The following is a 15,490-nucleotide window of genomic DNA, read 5'->3' on the forward strand; positions in this document are numbered from 1 at the left end:
GGGGGGATGCGAGGCCGCGGCACTGGCGCGTCTGGACCGGATCGAGGGGCGGGCGCTGGCGCGCGAGGCGCCGGTGGTCTGGGGGGTCGGCTATCCCGTCGCGGGGCAGACCGGGGCGAATCGCTGAGGTGATTCGTGACGTCACGTCACCGGCCATTTGGTCGGGTCATAGTGCCGCAGCGGGCACGCTGGGACAAGGTTCCTGCGAGGCGGTGTCGCAATTTTAGGCGATTGCGTCGTTTGAGACCTTGGCAAACGCCAGCAAAACATCAGTTGAAAATTTTTTTACAAAAAATATAGCCAGTGAATGCAAGAAATTCACTGATCTTATGGGTGTTTGTCAGGATTCTGTTAATTTCTGCGCATTTTCCGTTAGGGTATGCCAAAGAATGCGGCGTGACCTGATCTGGATGTCAGGTGGCCGTTGGGATGGAGGATTTCAAGTCATGACCGAGACAAAGACTGGTGCAGCAGCAACAGGACCCGGATTTCACATCGATTCCGAGACCTATGAGCGGATGTATGCCGCCTCAATCACGGACCCGGAGGCATTCTGGGGGGAGCACGGCAAGCGGCTGGATTGGATCAAGCCTTACACCAAGGTCAAGAACACCTCGTTCGACTATGACAATGTCTCGATCAAATGGTTTGAAGATGGCACGCTGAATGTGGCTGCCAACTGCATCGACCGGCATCTGGCGACTCGCGGCAATCAGACCGCGATCATCTGGGAGCCGGATGATCCCACCGACGAACCGCAGCACATCACCTACACGGAATTGCACACGCAGACCTGCAAGATGGCCAATGTGCTGAAATCCATGGGCGTGGGCAAGGGCGACCGGGTTGTGATCTACATGCCGATGATCCCCGAGGCCGCCTATGCGATGCTGGCCTGCGCGCGGATTGGTGCCATTCATTCGATCGTCTTTGCGGGTTTCAGCCCCGATGCGCTGGGTGCGCGGATCAATGGCTGTGATGCCAAGGTGGTGATCACCGCCGATCACGCGCCGCGCGGCGGCCGCAAGACCAAGCTCAAGGACAACGTCAATCAGGCGCTGTTGCACGATACGTCGGATGTGAAATGTCTTGTGGTGCAGCGCACCGGCGATCAGGTGGCATGGCGGCGTGATCTGGATTTCTGGTGGCATGAAGAGGCCGAGAAAGTCAGCGCCGATTGCCCGCCCGAAGAGATGAACGCCGAGGATACGCTGTTCATCCTCTACACGTCTGGCTCCACCGGCATGCCCAAGGGCGTGGTGCATACCACCGGCGGCTATCTGGCCTATGCGTCGATGACGCATGAATACATCTTCGACTATCACGAGGGTGATATTTACTGGTGCACCGCCGATGTGGGCTGGGTCACCGGGCACAGCTATATCGTGTATGGCCCGCTGGCCAATGGCGCCACGACGCTGATGTTCGAAGGCGTGCCGACCTGGCCGGATGCGGGCCGCTTCTGGCAGGTCTGCGAGCGCCACAAGGTCACGCAGTTCTACACCGCCCCCACCGCCATTCGTGCCTTGATGGGCAAGGGCACCGGGCCGGTCGAGGGCAGCGATCTGTCGAGCCTGCGTATCCTTGGCTCGGTCGGCGAGCCGATCAATCCCGAGGCCTGGAACTGGTACAATGAGAATGTCGGCAAGGGGACCTGCCCCATCGTCGATACATGGTGGCAGACCGAAACCGGCGGCATCCTGATCACGCCGCTGCCCGGTGTGATCGACACGCCCAAGCCCGGTTCGGCCACCAAGCCGTTCTTTGGCGTGCAGCCGGTCGTGCTGGATGATCAGGGCAACGAGCTGGAGGGCGAAACCACCGGCGTTCTGGCGCTCAAGGACAGCTGGCCGGGGCAGATGCGCACCGTCTGGGGCGATCACAGCCGGTTTGTCTCGACCTATTTCGAGATGTTCAAAGGCTATTATTTCTCGGGTGACGGATGCCGCCGCGATGCGGATGGCGATTACTGGATCACGGGCCGCGTCGATGATGTGATCAACGTCTCTGGCCACCGGATGGGCACCGCCGAGGTGGAATCGGCGCTGGTCGCGCATGCCACCGTCAGCGAGGCCGCGGTTGTCGGCTATCCGCATGACATCAAGGGGCAGGGCATCTATTGCTATGTCACGCTGATGGATGGGGTGGAGCCGACCGATGCGCTGCGCACGGAACTGGGCAACTGGGTCCGTCAGGAGATCGGGCCGATAGCCAAGCCGGATGTGATCCAATGGGCGCCGGGCCTGCCGAAAACCCGCTCGGGCAAGATCATGCGCCGTATCCTGCGCAAGATTGCCGAGAACGATTTTGACAGCCTTGGCGATACCTCGACGCTGGCCGATCCGTCGGTCGTGGACGAGTTGATTGCCAATCGCACCAAAGCTTGAGGGGGATGATCGTGATGGATGGAAGCGACACACCCCGAGCGGGAGCAAATCTGGTCCTGCTTGGACCGCCGGGCGCGGGCAAGGGCACGCAGGCGCGGATGCTCGAAGAGCAATTCGGGCTGGTGCAGCTCTCGACCGGCGATCTGTTGCGCGCGGCTGTGGCGGCGGGCACTGAGGCGGGACGCCAAGCCAAGGCGGTGATGGAGGCGGGCGATCTGGTGTCGGACGCGATTGTCATCGCGATCCTGCGCGACCGTCTGTCAGAGCCGGATTGTGCCGGGGGTGTGATCCTCGACGGGTTTCCGCGCACCACGGTGCAGGCCGAGGCGTTGGATGGATTGCTGGCCGAGATCGGGCAAGGCATCCGCGCGGCGATCAGCCTCGAGGTGGATGATGCGGCAATGGTGACGCGGATTTCGGGCCGCTACACATGCGGCGGCTGTGGTGAGGGCTATCACGACAGCTTCAAGGTGCCGAGCAGGCTCGGCATCTGTGACAAATGCGGCGGCACCGAAATGAAGCGGCGTGCCGACGACAATGCGGAAACGGTGGAACAGCGGTTGCGCGCCTATCATGCGCAGACAGCACCGCTGATTTCCTATTACGAATCGCGCGGTGTTCTGGCCCGCGTCGATGCGATGGCCGAGATCGAGGCCGTCGCAAGAGAGCTGAACGCCATCGTCGCAAAGGCGGTCGCGTAAAGGAGTGCCCGTGCCGGGATGGTCCCGGCGCGGTCTGGAGGAAGCCGTTTATAAAGGGAGGGCACGCTTTGTCCGATAAAGAAAGAGCAAACGCCTACTGGAAGGCGAATTTGCGCCTCATCAAATGGAGCCTTGTGGTCTGGTTCATGGCCTCATTCGGCTTTGGCATTCTGCTGCGCCCCATGCTGTCGGGTATCGCCATTGGCGGCACCGATCTTGGGTTCTGGTTCGCGCAGCAAGGGTCGATCATCGTCTTTCTGATTCTGATCTTCTTCTACGCCTGGCGAATGAACAAACTCGATGCCGAACATGGCGTCGGTGAAGAATAAATAGGGGGAGGGACAATGGATCAGACTACACTCAATATCATCGTCGTTGGTCTCAGCTTCGTGCTTTACTTCGGTATCGCGATCTGGGCCAAGGCGGGATCTACGGCTGAATTCTACGCAGCGGGACGCGGCGTGAATCCGGTCATCAACGGGATGGCAACGGCAGCGGACTGGATGTCGGCGGCCTCGTTCATCTCGATGGCGGGTCTCATCGCCTTTGTGGGCTACAACAACTCGACCTTCCTGATGGGCTGGACGGGTGGTTATGTTCTCATGGCCATGCTGCTTGCGCCCTATCTGCGCAAGTTCGGCAAATATACGGTTCCCGAGTTCGTGGGCGACCGATTCTACAGCAACAAGGCCCGCGTTGTGGCCGTTATCGCGCTGATCACCATGTCGGTGACCTATGTGATCGGTCAGATGGCGGGTGCTGGTGTGGCCTTTTCGCGTTTCCTCGAAGTGGACAACACGACCGGCCTTCTGATCGCGTCGGCCGTGGTGTTTGTTTACGCGGTTCTGGGCGGCATGAAGGGCATTACCTACACGCAGGTGGCACAGTATTGCGTTCTGATCATCGCCTACACCATTCCGGCGATCTTCATCTCGCTGCAACTGACCGGCCATGTTCTGCCGCAGTTGGGTCTGTTCGCCGAGCACACCGCATCGGGTCAGTATCTGCTGGTGACGCTGGACGGTCTGCTGAACGATCTGGGCTTCAACCAGTATACCTCGGGGTCGAGCCCTTGGCTGATGGCGCTGTTCACCCTGTCGCTGATGATCGGTACTGCCGGTTTGCCGCATGTGATCATCCGCTTCTTCACCGTGCCGCGCGTGGCTGATGCGCGTTGGTCCGCAGGTTGGGCGCTGGTCTTTATCGCGCTGCTGTATCTCACCGCTCCGGCAGTGGGTGCCATGGCGCGTCTGAACATCATGACCACCATGTGGCCGCAGGGTGTGCAAGGCGAAGCTGTGGCTGTTGACGATCTGCCCGATTGGTTCCGCACCTGGTCGACCACCGGTCTCTTGGCCGTGGAAGACAAGAACGGCGACGGCAAGATCCAGTACTACAACGACAAAGCCGAATCGATGACTGCACTGGCGGCTGAGCGTGGCTGGCAGGGCAACGAGCTTGTGACATTCAACCGTGACATCCTCGTGCTTGCCAACCCCGAAATCGCTGGTCTGCCGGGTTGGGTGATTGCCCTGATCGCGGCAGGTGGTATTGCTGCGGCCCTCTCGACCGCTGCGGGTCTCTTGCTGGCAATCTCTTCGGCTGTCAGCCACGACCTGATCAAGTCGACGATCAATCCGGGCATCTCTGAAAAAGGCGAGCTTTTGGCTGCCCGTATCTCGATGGCTGTGGCGATCGTTGTGGCGACCTATCTCGGTCTCAACCCTCCGGGCTTTGCCGCGCAGGTTGTGGCCTTGGCCTTTGGTCTGGCGGCGGCGTCGCTCTTCCCGACGCTGATGATGGGCATCTTCTCCAAGCGGATGAACTCTGCGGGTGCGACTGCTGGCATGTTGGCCGGTCTGCTCTCGACCACGCTCTACCTGTTCCTCTACCTGGGCTGGTTCTTTATCCCGGAGACGAACATGCTGACCGCGGATCAATACCTGTTCGGTATTCCGCCGACCCACTTCGGCCCGATTGGTGCGCTCTTGAACTTTGGCGTCGCCTTTGTCGTCGCCAGCATGACGGCAGAGCCGCCGCAGGAGATCCAGGATCTGGTCGAAAGCGTGCGTGTTCCGCGCGGTGCCGGCACGGCTGTGAACCACTAAGACAAACTTGGACAGGGGCGGCGTGTGCCGCCCCTGTTTCCTCTGACGCCTGCCGATATTTCCGGGAACCGGGCGCTTTTAGGTCATTTTCCCGCCAGTCCCTGAGGAGAGCCGCGCCCGATGAGCGACGTCAAACCCGACCCCATTGACAGCCTGACACGCCACGCGCCCTTTGATGGGCTGCCGCATGTCCTGCGCGCCGAACTCGCGCCCAAGCTGGCGCGGGTCGGGCTAGAGGCTGGGGGGCTGCTCTTTGAAAAGGGCGCGCCTCTGGCGGGGCTTTATGTGGTGGAATCCGGTGGGTTGGACATCGAGACAGGTCATGCGGATCTGGTGTCACACCGTGGGCCGGGCGACATCATGGGCGAGCGCGGCCTCTTGCGCGATGGCACTGCGATGCTGACGGCGCGCGCCTCCGAGGTCTCGGAACTGATTGTCATTCCGACCGAGGTGTTTCTCGATCTGATCGAGCGCTCTGACGAGATTGCCCGATGGTTCGCGCGCGCGCGGCCTTCGACCTCGGGGGATGACGGGCCCTATGCCACCGGCCTGACGGCGCTTCAGGTGTCAGATCTGATGACAGCCACACCGATCACCTGTAGCCCGGATGCCACCATCAAGGATGTGGCCCGGTTGATGCGGGATCATGTGATTTCCTCGGTGGTCGTGATGGAGGGGGCGCGTCTGGCGGGCATCATCACGGTGCGCGATCTCTCCAACAAGGTTTTGGCCGAAGGGCTGGGCGGTGACATCCGCGTGGCGCAGGTGATGACACCGGACCCGGTGACGATCGAGCCGGGACGGCTGGGGCTTGATGCGCTGATGCTCCTGTCGGATCTCAAGATCAATCACCTGCCGGTGGCGCAGGGCGGACGCGTGCTGGGGATGATCGGCAAGACCGATTTGTTCCGCCAACAGGCCGCCACGGCGAGCCATATGGTCGCCGATATTGCCAGCGCCGATGCGCCCGAGGATATGGCGCATGTGATGGAACGGGTGCCGATGCTCTTGGTGCAACTGGTGCAGGCCGGGGTGCGGCCACAGTCGATCACCCGACGGATCACCGATATCACCGATGCCATCACCCGGCGATTGCTCCGGCTGGCCGAGATGCAGCTTGGCCCCGCCCCGGTGCCCTATCTCTGGGCCGCTTGCGGATCACAGGGCCGGCGTGAACAGACCGGCGTGAGCGATCAAGACAATTGTCTCATTCTCGACGACAGGTTCCAGCCCGAGCATGACGCCTATTTCGCGGCGCTTGCGAAATATGTCAGCGACGGGCTGAACACCTGTGGGTTCTTTTATTGTCCGGGCGACATGATGGCGACCAACCCGCGCTGGCGGCAGCCGCGCCGCGTCTGGCGCAACTATTTCGCGGGCTGGATCGCGCAGCCGGACAATGAGGCGCAGATGTTGGCCTCGGTCATGTTCGATCTGCGCGCCATCGCGGGCGAGAACGCCCTCTTTGAGGATCTTCAGGCCGAGGTTCTGGCACAGGCGCGCAAGAACTCGATTTTCGTGGCGCATATGGTCTCAAATTCGCTCAAGCATACGGTGCCCTTGGGCCTCTTTCGGGGCTTTGCCCTCATTCGGTCGGGCGAGCACAAGAACCGGATTGATCTCAAACTGTCGGGGGTGGTGCCGGTGGTCGATCTGGGACGGATTTACGCGCTTTTGGGATCGCTCGAAGTGGCAGGCACCCGCGAGCGGCTCACCGGCGCGCGTGGGGTGGGCGCCATTTCGGAGAGCGGCGCGCGCGACCTTCTGGATGCCTATGATCTCATCGCCGAAACCCGGCTGCGACATCAGGCGCACCAGATCCGCGCCGGGCGCAAACCTGACAATTTCATGGCTCCAGCCGAGCTTTCGGATCTGGAGCGCAACCATCTGCGCGATGCCTTCATGGTGGTCAAAACCATGCAATCCGCGATCGCACAATCCAGAGGAGCACTGGGATAACTTATGTTTTTTGAATTGATCGCCACATTCGCCGTGGGTATCGGCGCCGCCGGTCTGGCGCTTGTCCTGGGGCATCTGAGCCGGGGTCGTTTGCCGCGCTATGCCGCGCCGATTCTGGCGGGGATCGCGATGCTGATCTATGCGGTCTGGTCGGAATACACCTGGGCCAATCGCACGTTGAGCACGTTGCCTGAGAGCGTCGAGGTGGTGAGCGAGGTCAAAGAAGCCAGATTCTGGAAGCCCTGGACCTATGTGGTGCCGCAGGTGACGCGGATGATGGTGCTCGACCGGGCCGGGGTGCAGACCAATCCCACCGCACCGTCGATTCTCTTGGCCGACATCTATCTCTTTGGACGCTGGGCTGTGCCGGTCAAACGTCCGCAACTGGTGGATTGCGCCAATGCCGCGCGCGCCGATGTGAGCGAAGCGGCGCTGACCGATCCGTCGCAGGCCGAGTGGATCACCGTGGGGGCAGAGGATCCCGTGATCAAGGCGCTGTGCCAGACCTAAAGTCAGACGTAACCGGGAGAGGAGGCCCGTCATGTCCGAGAAAACTATTCTGCTTGTGGAGGATGAAGACAACATTGCGCTGGCGCTTGAGCATCTGATCGGACGCGCCGGCTATCGGTTGCGGCGGGTGGCCTCGGGGAATGCAGCGCTGGCGGCGCTGGCCGAGGACCGTCCCGATCTGGTGGTGCTGGATGTCATGTTGCCCGAGCGGTCGGGCTATGAAATTTGCCAGATGATCCGCAGTGATGCCGGCCTCAAAGGGATCAAGGTGCTGATGATGACCGCTGGGGGTGGCGAAGTGGAGCGACGCAAGGGGCTGGCGGTGGGGGCGGATGCCTTTATGACCAAGCCCTTTGCCACCGCTGACCTGACCGCGCAAATCGGCGCGCTTCTGGCCGAGGTCGCGCATGATTGAGCGCCTCACGGCGCGGCTTGGGCTGCGGCTGCGGTTTGCGCTTTTCTTTGCGGTATTGGGGCTCGGCGGCGCGCTGATCATTCTGTGTGCGCTCTGGTTCGGCTATGCGCGTGCGGGTGGCCCGATGGATGGCTATGCCATGGCCGGGATGATCGCGGTCTTGGGCGTGCTGGGGCTGGCGGCGTGGATCGGTCTCTTGTTTGATGAGAACGTGGCCAAGCCGATCCTCGCCCTCGCCTCTGATCTGACGACGCGCGCCCGCGCCGATGTGGATTTGCAGATCAATGAGGCGCAAGCCAAGCATCTGAGCACGCTCGCCCCTGCCGCCAATGCGATCAACGCTGCACTTTCGGAAGCGCGCGCCGCACGGACCCGCGCGGTCGAGCGGGAAACCGCACGGATTGCCCGCGAGAAGGCGCTGTTTGAGGCGCTGTTTCGGGATCTGGGTGAGGGGGCGGTGGTGGCCACGCCCGACAACCGTGTGATGCTCTACAACCGCATGGCGCAGGAGTTGTTGGGCGATATTGGCCTTGATCGGCCGCTGTCGAATGTTCTGCGCCCCGAGCCGGTCATGGATGCGCTGTCGCGGATGCAGGACGCGCGGGTGCGCGGGCATATCGGGGCCGAGACCTTTCTCGCGGCCTCGGCCGATGGCAAGCGGTTCCTTCTGGGGCGCGTGAGCCCGATCCTGTCGGATGAGGAACTTTCGGGGCATGTGCTGATTTTCCGTGATGCAACCGAGGATCTGAGCGCGCATGCGCAGCAGGATCACCTGTTCAACACGCTCTTGGAGGGCGTGCGCCGTCCGGCGGCCACCATCGGCGCGTTGCTCGATGTTCTGCAATCGGCTGATGATTTGCCGCCCGAGACCCGCGCGACATTCCGCAAGGGGATCGAAGAAGAGGTGGCGCGGCTCTTTGATTGCGTGCGCGACATGGGGGTGCAGCATGCCGGTGTCAAATCCCGACGTTGGCCGATGTCGCCGGTTGCCGCAGCGCATGTGTTCGACGGGCTGAGCGTTCAGGCGCGGGTGCCGCTGAACGTGTCGCGCAGCGAGGCGATGCTGAGTTGTGATGGCTTTGCCGTAACCACGCTCTTGGGCGGACTGCTTGGCCATCTGGCGGAGGAGGGCACCCGCGACGGATTCAGCCTGAGCGCCGAGCCGGAGGGGGCCGAGACGCGGCTGATTCTGAGGTGGCAGGGCGAGGCGGTGACGGATGGGCAATTGACCGGCTGGCTCAAGGAGCCGTTATCCACGGCCTATGGGGATTATTCCGCGCGCGACGCGCTGAGCGCGCATCAAACCGATCTCTGGGCTGAGGCGGGGGTTGGGGAGCATCGCATCGTGCTGCCCTTGGCCACAGCCGCGCCGCCGCTTGCGCCCGGCGATGCGCGGCCCGAGTTCTATGATTTCAATCTGCCCGAGGTTGCGGGCGGCGAATTGGCCAACCGTCCCCTGTCGGATCTGAGTTTCGTCGTATTCGACACCGAGACCACGGGCCTCTCGCCGCGTGGCGGTGATGAGATCGTGCAGATTGCGGGGCTGCGCATCGTCAACGGGCGTATTCTGCGCGGCGAGTGTTTCGACATGCTGGTCAATCCGGGCCGCGCGATTCCGCCGGCCTCGACCCGAGTGCATCATATCAGCGACGAGATGGTTCAGGGTGCCCCCGGTATTGTCGAGGCCGGGCGGCGGTTTCACGATTTCTGTCAGGGGGCGGTGCTGGTCGCGCATAACGCGCCGTTTGATCTGGCGTTTCTGCGGCTCAAGGAAAAGGTGATCGGGCGGCGGTTCGACAATCCGGTGCTGTGCACCGTGTTGATGTCGGCGGGGCTCTTTGATCACAGCGGGCAGCACACGCTCGATGCGCTCTGCGACCGGTTCGGGATCACCATCCCGCCTGAGGCGCGGCATACCGCTATGGGCGATACGGTCGCCACGGCGGAGGTTTTTGTGCGCATGCTGGGGCTCTTGCAGGCCAAGGGCGTCACCACGCTGGGCGGGGCGATTGCCGAAGAGGGGCGGATGACGAAAATCCGCAAGGCGCAGAACTATTAAGGCGCGCACTGGCGTTTTCGCCCGAGGCATTTTGCCCCCGGGGGCTTGGCAAGCCTGACCATCTGACCGATATGGGGCGCATGGGACACAAGATCGCAACATGTTCATATTGTGGGGCGCGCACCGTGCTGGTGCTGGACCGGGGGCGGCACGAATTGACCTGTGCCAATTGTGGGGCGCCGCTGCATGAAATGAAGGCGATGCCCCGGCGCGACAGCGAGGCCGTGCGCCCCAAGGCGCGCCCCATGACCTTGCCCCGACAGGACTATGGGCCAGAGAGACACAGCCCGACGAGACACAGCCCGACCCCGCCCCGCAAAGTCAAGCCGCGCAAGGGGTTCGGACGGCGCATGCTGGAAGAGATTTGGGACGGCATCGAGGATATCCTGGACTGATACGCGGAGTCTGGCCTGAAATCACACCGCAGTCACAGGTATATTACAAACTCTTTTTATTCTGAGAATCGGACCCATATCAGTCCCAGAGGCACCGATACGGAACATCGGTGTTTCCTATCACTGTCCCTCGTTCCGCGACTGGCGCCCAAGTTTTTACTTGGGCGCTTTTTTCTGCGCGCGATCCGTGTTTGAGTGCCGCCATGAGCGAGCAGTACAGCGATTCCCACCTGCGCGAGATCCTGACCCGCACCCGGCGGGTGGCCGTGATCGGCGTGTCGATGAACCCGGTGCGCCCAAGTTACTATGTGGCGCGGTATCTCAGCCTCAAGAAATACGAGGTGGTGCCGGTCAATCCGGGCCATGCCGGCGAAGTGCTGTTCGGTCAGACCGTCGTCGCAGGATTGCGCGATATTGCGGGCACGGTCGATATGATCGACATTTTCCGCCGCTCTGAACATGTGGGACCGATTGTCGAAGAGGCGCTCGAGGTCCTGCCGGGGTTGCGCACAGTCTGGATGCAGATTGGCGTCGAGAATGCCGAAGCGGCGGCCATGGCGCGGGCGGGCGGCGTCGATGTGGTGATGAACCGCTGCCCCAAGATCGAATATCAGCGGCTCTTTGGCGAGCTGCGGATGGGCGGGTTCAATACGGGTGTCATTTCCTCGAAGCTCTGAGCCCTGTCGCGCCTGTCGAAATTTGAGTATTTTTGGAACACTGAAAAGGCGGTGGATCAACCACCATAGACTGCGCCCCACCGTTCGATGAGCGCCTGTTGCAGCCGTTTGGACCGCGCGTTCCAGCCGCGTGCGCCGGGGGGGCTGTCATCCTGTGAGGGGTCGATCCGAGCGCGCAGACTGTCGCTGGCGGTCAAGATGGCAAAGGCCAGGTCCGCGCCGCCGGGCGTCGTGACATAGCCTGCGAGCGCGCTCACGAAATGCAGCGTGCCGGTCTTGGCCGCCACTTTGAGCGGGTGCTTGCTGTTGGGGCGGCCTTGGGCGTCGCGCAGATCGACCTGACGCAGCAACGGCCGCAGCAACCCCGCGCGATGCGCGCGTGCCAAAGCCTGCGCGAGCGCCGCCGCCGAGAGGCGGGACTGGTCGCTGAGGCCTGAGTGATCCTTGAGCGCCGCACCGGACATGCCGAGCGCGCTGGCGGCCCAGGCGTTCATGTCGCGGGCCGATTGCCCGAGACCCACCACCGCGCCGCGCCGTTTGGCAGAGGCGGCAAGCCCGACCATTTCTGCGGTGAGATTGGTGGAGAATTTCAGCATGTCGCGCAGGATGGTGGACAAGGGCGCGCTGGCATGCGTAACAAGTGCGGTTCCGCCGGGCAGGCTGGCGATGGGCTTTGGCGCGCCAGTCTTGATCCCATGCGAGCGGGCGAAGGTGGCAAAGACCTCGCCTGCGTAAAGCTCGGGCTTGCGCACCGGCAGCCAGCGCGCGCCCCCGGTGCCAAGGGCCCCGAGCGCCACGGTCCAATCGTCATATGCCCCCGCGTCCTTGTAGGTGTAGACCGGCGTGTTGCGCTCTGCGATGCGCATGCGGGCCATGGTCACATCCGGGCGGTAGCGGTTCGAACGGGCATCCATGGTGATGGCATATTTGCCGCCCGCGCGTTTCCATTCGAAATGCACGCGGTTGAAATTGAGATTGAGTCCCGAGAGAGCGGGGTTGTAGCCCGCGTGCTCGGGTTGGCTGTCGTCGATGGCGCGCAGAAAAGGCACTGCCCCACCCCAGACCCGGAACTGACCGCGGATCTCGCGCAGGCCGGTTTTGGCGAGGCTGGATGCGAGGCTGGCCAAGGCATCGGTGTCCAAGGTCGGATCGCCGCCCCCGGCGAGAATCAGATCGCCGTTCAGCACCCCGCCCGAGATTGGTCCGGTGGCGATGATCCGCGTGGCAAATCGGTGATCGGGACCGAGCGCGTCGAGCGCGTAGAGCGCCGTGACCGCCTTGGTCACGCTGGCCGGGGGCAGGCCAGTCGTGCCCTCGCTCGCCTCAAGCACTTGGCCGGTGCGGGCATCGGCCACGGCATAGCCGACGCGTCCCGAGAGGTTGGCCTCAGAGATCAGCGCTTCGGCAGAGGGGGCGCTGCGTGTCGCCCCTTTGGCGGCGGTTTGCGCCGTCGTGCGCGGGCCGGTGCCGGGACGGGCCACGGGGCGCAACGAGACCGCTGGCGCGCCCGCCAGGGCACTGCCGGTGGAGAGCGCCGCAAGCGCGGTGCCAAGAAAGAAACGACGGGAAAGCCTCTGAGTCATGGCGCAGAGTAAATCGCAGGTGGCGTGCGGGTGCAATCGGGATTTGTGACGCAGAGGGTCAGGTTTGCAACGGGCCGACCCATGCGCCGCCTGCCCGCAACCGGGTGGATGAGATATCCATCATCGGCACGTTGAGAAAGCACCAGGCCGGGGCATTGGCATGGCCGAGGGCCTGACTGTCGCGGGCCGGGATGCGGGCGCGGGCATAGATGCGCGCCGCCGGAGAGAGCCGCGCCGATATGCGTTGACCGGGACGCGCCAGCACGCCCACCGGCACCGTGTCCAGGATCTCGCGCCAATCATGCCAGAGGTGAAACTGCGCCAGATTATCCGCCCCCATCAGCCAGACAAACCGAACACCGGGGCAGAGCGCGCGCAGCACCCGCAGGGTGGCGGCGGTATGGCGGGTGCCGGTCCGCGCCTCGATATCCGTGATCGCGATGCGCGGATGATCCACCAGCGCGCGGGCGGCCGCCATGCGCTGGTCAAGCGGGGCCGGGCCGGCGGTCTTGAGCGGATTGCCAGGGCTCACCAGCCACCAGAGCCGGTCCAGTCCAAAGCGTTTCAGCGCCTCGCGGCTGATATGCAGATGACCTGCGTGCGGCGGATCGAACGATCCGCCCAAAAGGCCGATCACCTGACCGGGGCGGGCATGGGGCAGGGCATATGTCATTGCCCTTTCATTGCCAGAGGCGCGGGCGGTGTAAAGCGAAAACAAAAGGTGCCACCCGGCCTTGGCCATGATCTCGCGGGGTGAGGGGCGCGCAGGCCATTGCCCCCGCACGCCCATACGGGTATCACGCGGGCTGAATTATCAGTCACCAAGCGGAACGGAGCGGCACATCATGGCAGCCTATCAATATGTCTATCACATGCAGGGCGTCTCCAAGGCCTATCCCGGCGGCAAGAAATGCTTTGAGAACATTCACCTCAACTTTTTGCCCGGGGTGAAAATCGGCGTCGTGGGCGTGAACGGCTCGGGGAAATCCACCCTGATGCGGATCATGGCCGGGATGGACAAGGATTTCACCGGCGAGGCCTGGGTCGCCGAGGGTGCGCGAGTGGGATACCTCCCGCAGGAACCGCATCTCGACGAGAGCCTCGATGTGCGCGGCAATGTGATGCTGGGCGTTGCCGCGAAAAAGGCCAAGCTCGACCGCTTTAACGAACTGGCGATGAACTACAGCGACGAGACCGCCGATGAGATGGCGCAGTTGCAGGACGAGATCGACAGCCAGAACCTCTGGGATCTCGACAGCCAGGTCGATATCTCTATGGAGGCGCTGCGCTGCCCGCCCGATGACGCCGCCGTCTCGACCCTCTCGGGGGGCGAGCGTCGCCGGGTGGCCCTGTGCCAACTGCTGCTCGAAGCGCCCGAGATGCTGCTGCTTGACGAGCCGACCAACCACCTCGACGCGGAAACGATTGCCTGGCTGCAACAACATCTGGTCGCCTATAAGGGCACGATCCTGATCGTCACACACGACCGCTATTTCCTCGACGAGATCACCAGCTGGATTCTGGAATTGGACCGGGGCCGGGGTCTCCCCTATGAAGGCAATTATTCGGCATGGCTCGAACAAAAGGCCAAGCGCCTGATGCAAGAGGCGCGCGAGGACAAATCCAAGCAAAAGACGCTGGAACGCGAATTGGAATGGATGCGCCAAGGTGCCAAGGCCCGACAGGCCAAGCAAAAGGCCCGGATCAACGCCTATAACGACCTTGCCGGTCAATCCGAGCGCGAGCGTATCAGCCGCGCGCAGATCGTCATCCCCAACGGTCAGCGTCTGGGCAACAAGGTGATTGAGGTCGAGGGGCTGAAAAAGCACATGGGCGACAAGCTCTTGATCGAAGATCTCACCTTCTCCCTGCCGCCCGGCGGCATCGTTGGCGTGATCGGTCCAAACGGGGCGGGAAAATCCACGCTCTTCAAGATGCTCACGGGCCAAGAACAGCCAGACTCAGGCACCATCGAGCTGGGCGACACGGTGCAGTTGTCCTATGTCGATCAGTCGCGCGATGATCTCAAGCCCGAGGATAACGTCTGGGAAGCGATCTCGGGCGGGGCCGAAGTGATCGTGTTGGGCGACGCCCAGATGAATTCCCGCGCCTATTGCGGGGCGTTCAATTTCAAGGGCGGCGATCAGCAGAAAAAGGTCTCGCTTCTGTCCGGGGGCGAGCGGAACCGGGTGCATATGGCGCGGCTTTTGAAAGAGGGTGGCAACGTGCTGCTTCTTGACGAACCGACCAACGACCTCGACGTGGAAACCCTGCGCGCGCTCGAAGATGCGCTGATGGATTTCGCGGGTTGTGCCGTGGTGATTTCGCACGATCGGTTTTTCCTAGACCGCATCTGCACGCATATCCTCGCCTTTGAGGGGGATGCGCATGTGGAATGGTTCGAAGGCGATTTCTCAGCCTATGAAGAGGACAAGAAACGGCGGTTGGGCCCGGATGCGCTGGAGCCGAAGCGGGTGAAGCATAAGAAGTTCGTGAGGTAGGAAATCTTTGAAATTCAATGACTTGCCACGATACGCAAAAGAGGCGTATCGGGCAGCCCGCCGAAGGGCAATCATTAAGAATATCCAAATAATATCTGAGGAGGAGTTCGTCGGACTCTGGATTCAGAACGACGGAACTTGCATAATAAGCGGATTGCACTTTTCAGAAGAGCAGGAAGATTATGCTCCGGAAAC

The 15,490-nt window shown here is 62.4% G+C and carries 13 protein-coding genes; 11 read left to right on the forward strand and 2 right to left on the reverse strand.

The genetic code is table 11. The features are described from left to right. The first annotated feature begins 446 nt into the window (after positions 1-446). From acs to VR71_RS23510, 10 genes are all read left to right on the forward strand, one after another. Positions 447-2,387, forward strand: coding sequence for an acetate--CoA ligase (acs, locus tag VR71_RS23465; protein ID WP_045686723.1), 1,941 nt, complete (start codon positions 447-449; stop codon positions 2,385-2,387). Positions 2,388-2,401: 14 nt separating this feature from the next. After that, positions 2,402-3,088 (forward strand): adenylate kinase, encoded by a 687-nt coding sequence (locus tag VR71_RS23470; RefSeq protein ID WP_045686778.1) that lies wholly within the window; start codon positions 2,402-2,404, stop codon positions 3,086-3,088. Positions 3,089-3,156: 68 nt separating this feature from the next. Further along, entirely contained in the window at positions 3,157-3,417 is a 261-nt protein-coding gene (locus VR71_RS23475; RefSeq protein ID WP_045686724.1) for a DUF4212 domain-containing protein, read from the forward strand. A gap of 15 nt (positions 3,418-3,432) precedes the next feature. Further along, the gene (locus VR71_RS23480; protein ID WP_045686725.1) at positions 3,433-5,196 is read left to right on the forward strand and encodes a sodium:solute symporter family protein; all 1,764 of its coding nucleotides are present in this window, start codon (positions 3,433-3,435) and stop codon (positions 5,194-5,196) included. Positions 5,197-5,316: 120 nt separating this feature from the next. Further along, on the forward strand, positions 5,317-7,155 hold the full coding sequence (locus VR71_RS23485) for a DUF294 nucleotidyltransferase-like domain-containing protein (protein WP_045686726.1): 1,839 nt from the start codon (positions 5,317-5,319) through the stop codon (positions 7,153-7,155). Positions 7,156-7,158: 3 nt separating this feature from the next. Then, positions 7,159-7,665 carry a hypothetical protein gene (locus tag VR71_RS23490; RefSeq protein ID WP_045686727.1) on the forward strand — a complete coding sequence of 169 codons (507 nt, stop codon included), beginning with the start codon at positions 7,159-7,161 and terminating at the stop codon, positions 7,663-7,665. Between the two features lie 31 nt (positions 7,666-7,696). After that, positions 7,697-8,080: a response regulator gene (locus tag VR71_RS23495; protein ID WP_045686728.1), complete on the forward strand. Its 384-nt coding sequence runs from the start codon at positions 7,697-7,699 to the stop codon at positions 8,078-8,080. Then, on the forward strand, positions 8,073-10,139 hold the full coding sequence (locus tag VR71_RS23500) for an exonuclease domain-containing protein (RefSeq protein ID WP_045686729.1): 2,067 nt from the start codon (positions 8,073-8,075) through the stop codon (positions 10,137-10,139). Before VR71_RS23495 ends, VR71_RS23500 begins: the two co-directional genes overlap by 8 nt. A gap of 71 nt (positions 10,140-10,210) precedes the next feature. Further along, positions 10,211-10,534, forward strand: coding sequence for a hypothetical protein (locus VR71_RS23505; RefSeq protein WP_296430823.1), 324 nt, complete (start codon positions 10,211-10,213; stop codon positions 10,532-10,534). Between the two features lie 203 nt (positions 10,535-10,737). Beyond that, on the forward strand, positions 10,738-11,211 hold the full coding sequence (locus tag VR71_RS23510) for a CoA-binding protein (protein ID WP_045686730.1): 474 nt from the start codon (positions 10,738-10,740) through the stop codon (positions 11,209-11,211). 56 nt (positions 11,212-11,267) lie between these two features. Here VR71_RS23510 and dacB read toward each other — a convergent pair whose 3' ends face one another. Together dacB and VR71_RS23520 are read right to left on the reverse strand one after the other, a co-directional pair. Further along, positions 11,268-12,794 (reverse strand): D-alanyl-D-alanine carboxypeptidase/D-alanyl-D-alanine-endopeptidase, encoded by a 1,527-nt coding sequence (gene dacB / locus VR71_RS23515; protein WP_045686731.1) that lies wholly within the window; start codon positions 12,792-12,794, stop codon positions 11,268-11,270. Between the two features lie 58 nt (positions 12,795-12,852). After that, entirely contained in the window at positions 12,853-13,467 is a 615-nt protein-coding gene (locus tag VR71_RS23520) for a nicotinate-nucleotide adenylyltransferase (RefSeq protein ID WP_045686780.1), read from the reverse strand. Between the two features lie 172 nt (positions 13,468-13,639). Here VR71_RS23520 and ettA point away from each other — a divergent pair, with 172 nt between their 5' ends. After that, entirely contained in the window at positions 13,640-15,295 is a 1,656-nt protein-coding gene (ettA, locus tag VR71_RS23525; RefSeq protein ID WP_009818049.1) for an energy-dependent translational throttle protein EttA, read from the forward strand. The last annotated feature ends 195 nt before the right edge of the window (positions 15,296-15,490 follow it).

It is taken from the genome of Roseovarius sp. BRH_c41, from assembly GCF_000961715.1.
In the GTDB taxonomy this organism is placed as follows: domain Bacteria; phylum Pseudomonadota; class Alphaproteobacteria; order Rhodobacterales; family Rhodobacteraceae; genus Roseovarius.

What these genes read in the sequence shown, in the direction of transcription:
- VR71_RS23480 (WP_045686725.1), top strand. Translation starts at nt 3,433, where the DNA reads ATGGATCAGACTACACTCAATATCATCGTCGTTGGTCTCAGCTTCGTG.
- VR71_RS23485 (WP_045686726.1), top strand. Translation starts at nt 5,317, where the DNA reads ATGAGCGACGTCAAACCCGACCCCATTGACAGCCTGACACGCCACGCG.
- ettA (WP_009818049.1), top strand. Translation starts at nt 13,640, where the DNA reads ATGGCAGCCTATCAATATGTCTATCACATGCAGGGCGTCTCCAAGGCC.
- VR71_RS23490 (WP_045686727.1), top strand. Translation starts at nt 7,159, where the DNA reads ATGTTTTTTGAATTGATCGCCACATTCGCCGTGGGTATCGGCGCCGCC.
- VR71_RS23495 (WP_045686728.1), top strand. Translation starts at nt 7,697, where the DNA reads ATGTCCGAGAAAACTATTCTGCTTGTGGAGGATGAAGACAACATTGCG.
- VR71_RS23470 (WP_045686778.1), top strand. Translation starts at nt 2,402, where the DNA reads ATGGATGGAAGCGACACACCCCGAGCGGGAGCAAATCTGGTCCTGCTT.
- VR71_RS23500 (WP_045686729.1), top strand. Translation starts at nt 8,073, where the DNA reads ATGATTGAGCGCCTCACGGCGCGGCTTGGGCTGCGGCTGCGGTTTGCG.
- VR71_RS23520 (WP_045686780.1), bottom strand. Translation starts at nt 13,467, where the DNA reads ATGACATATGCCCTGCCCCATGCCCGCCCCGGTCAGGTGATCGGCCTT.
- VR71_RS23510 (WP_045686730.1), top strand. Translation starts at nt 10,738, where the DNA reads ATGAGCGAGCAGTACAGCGATTCCCACCTGCGCGAGATCCTGACCCGC.
- acs (WP_045686723.1), top strand. Translation starts at nt 447, where the DNA reads ATGACCGAGACAAAGACTGGTGCAGCAGCAACAGGACCCGGATTTCAC.
- VR71_RS23505 (WP_296430823.1), top strand. Translation starts at nt 10,211, where the DNA reads ATGGGGCGCATGGGACACAAGATCGCAACATGTTCATATTGTGGGGCG.
- dacB (WP_045686731.1), bottom strand. Translation starts at nt 12,794, where the DNA reads ATGACTCAGAGGCTTTCCCGTCGTTTCTTTCTTGGCACCGCGCTTGCG.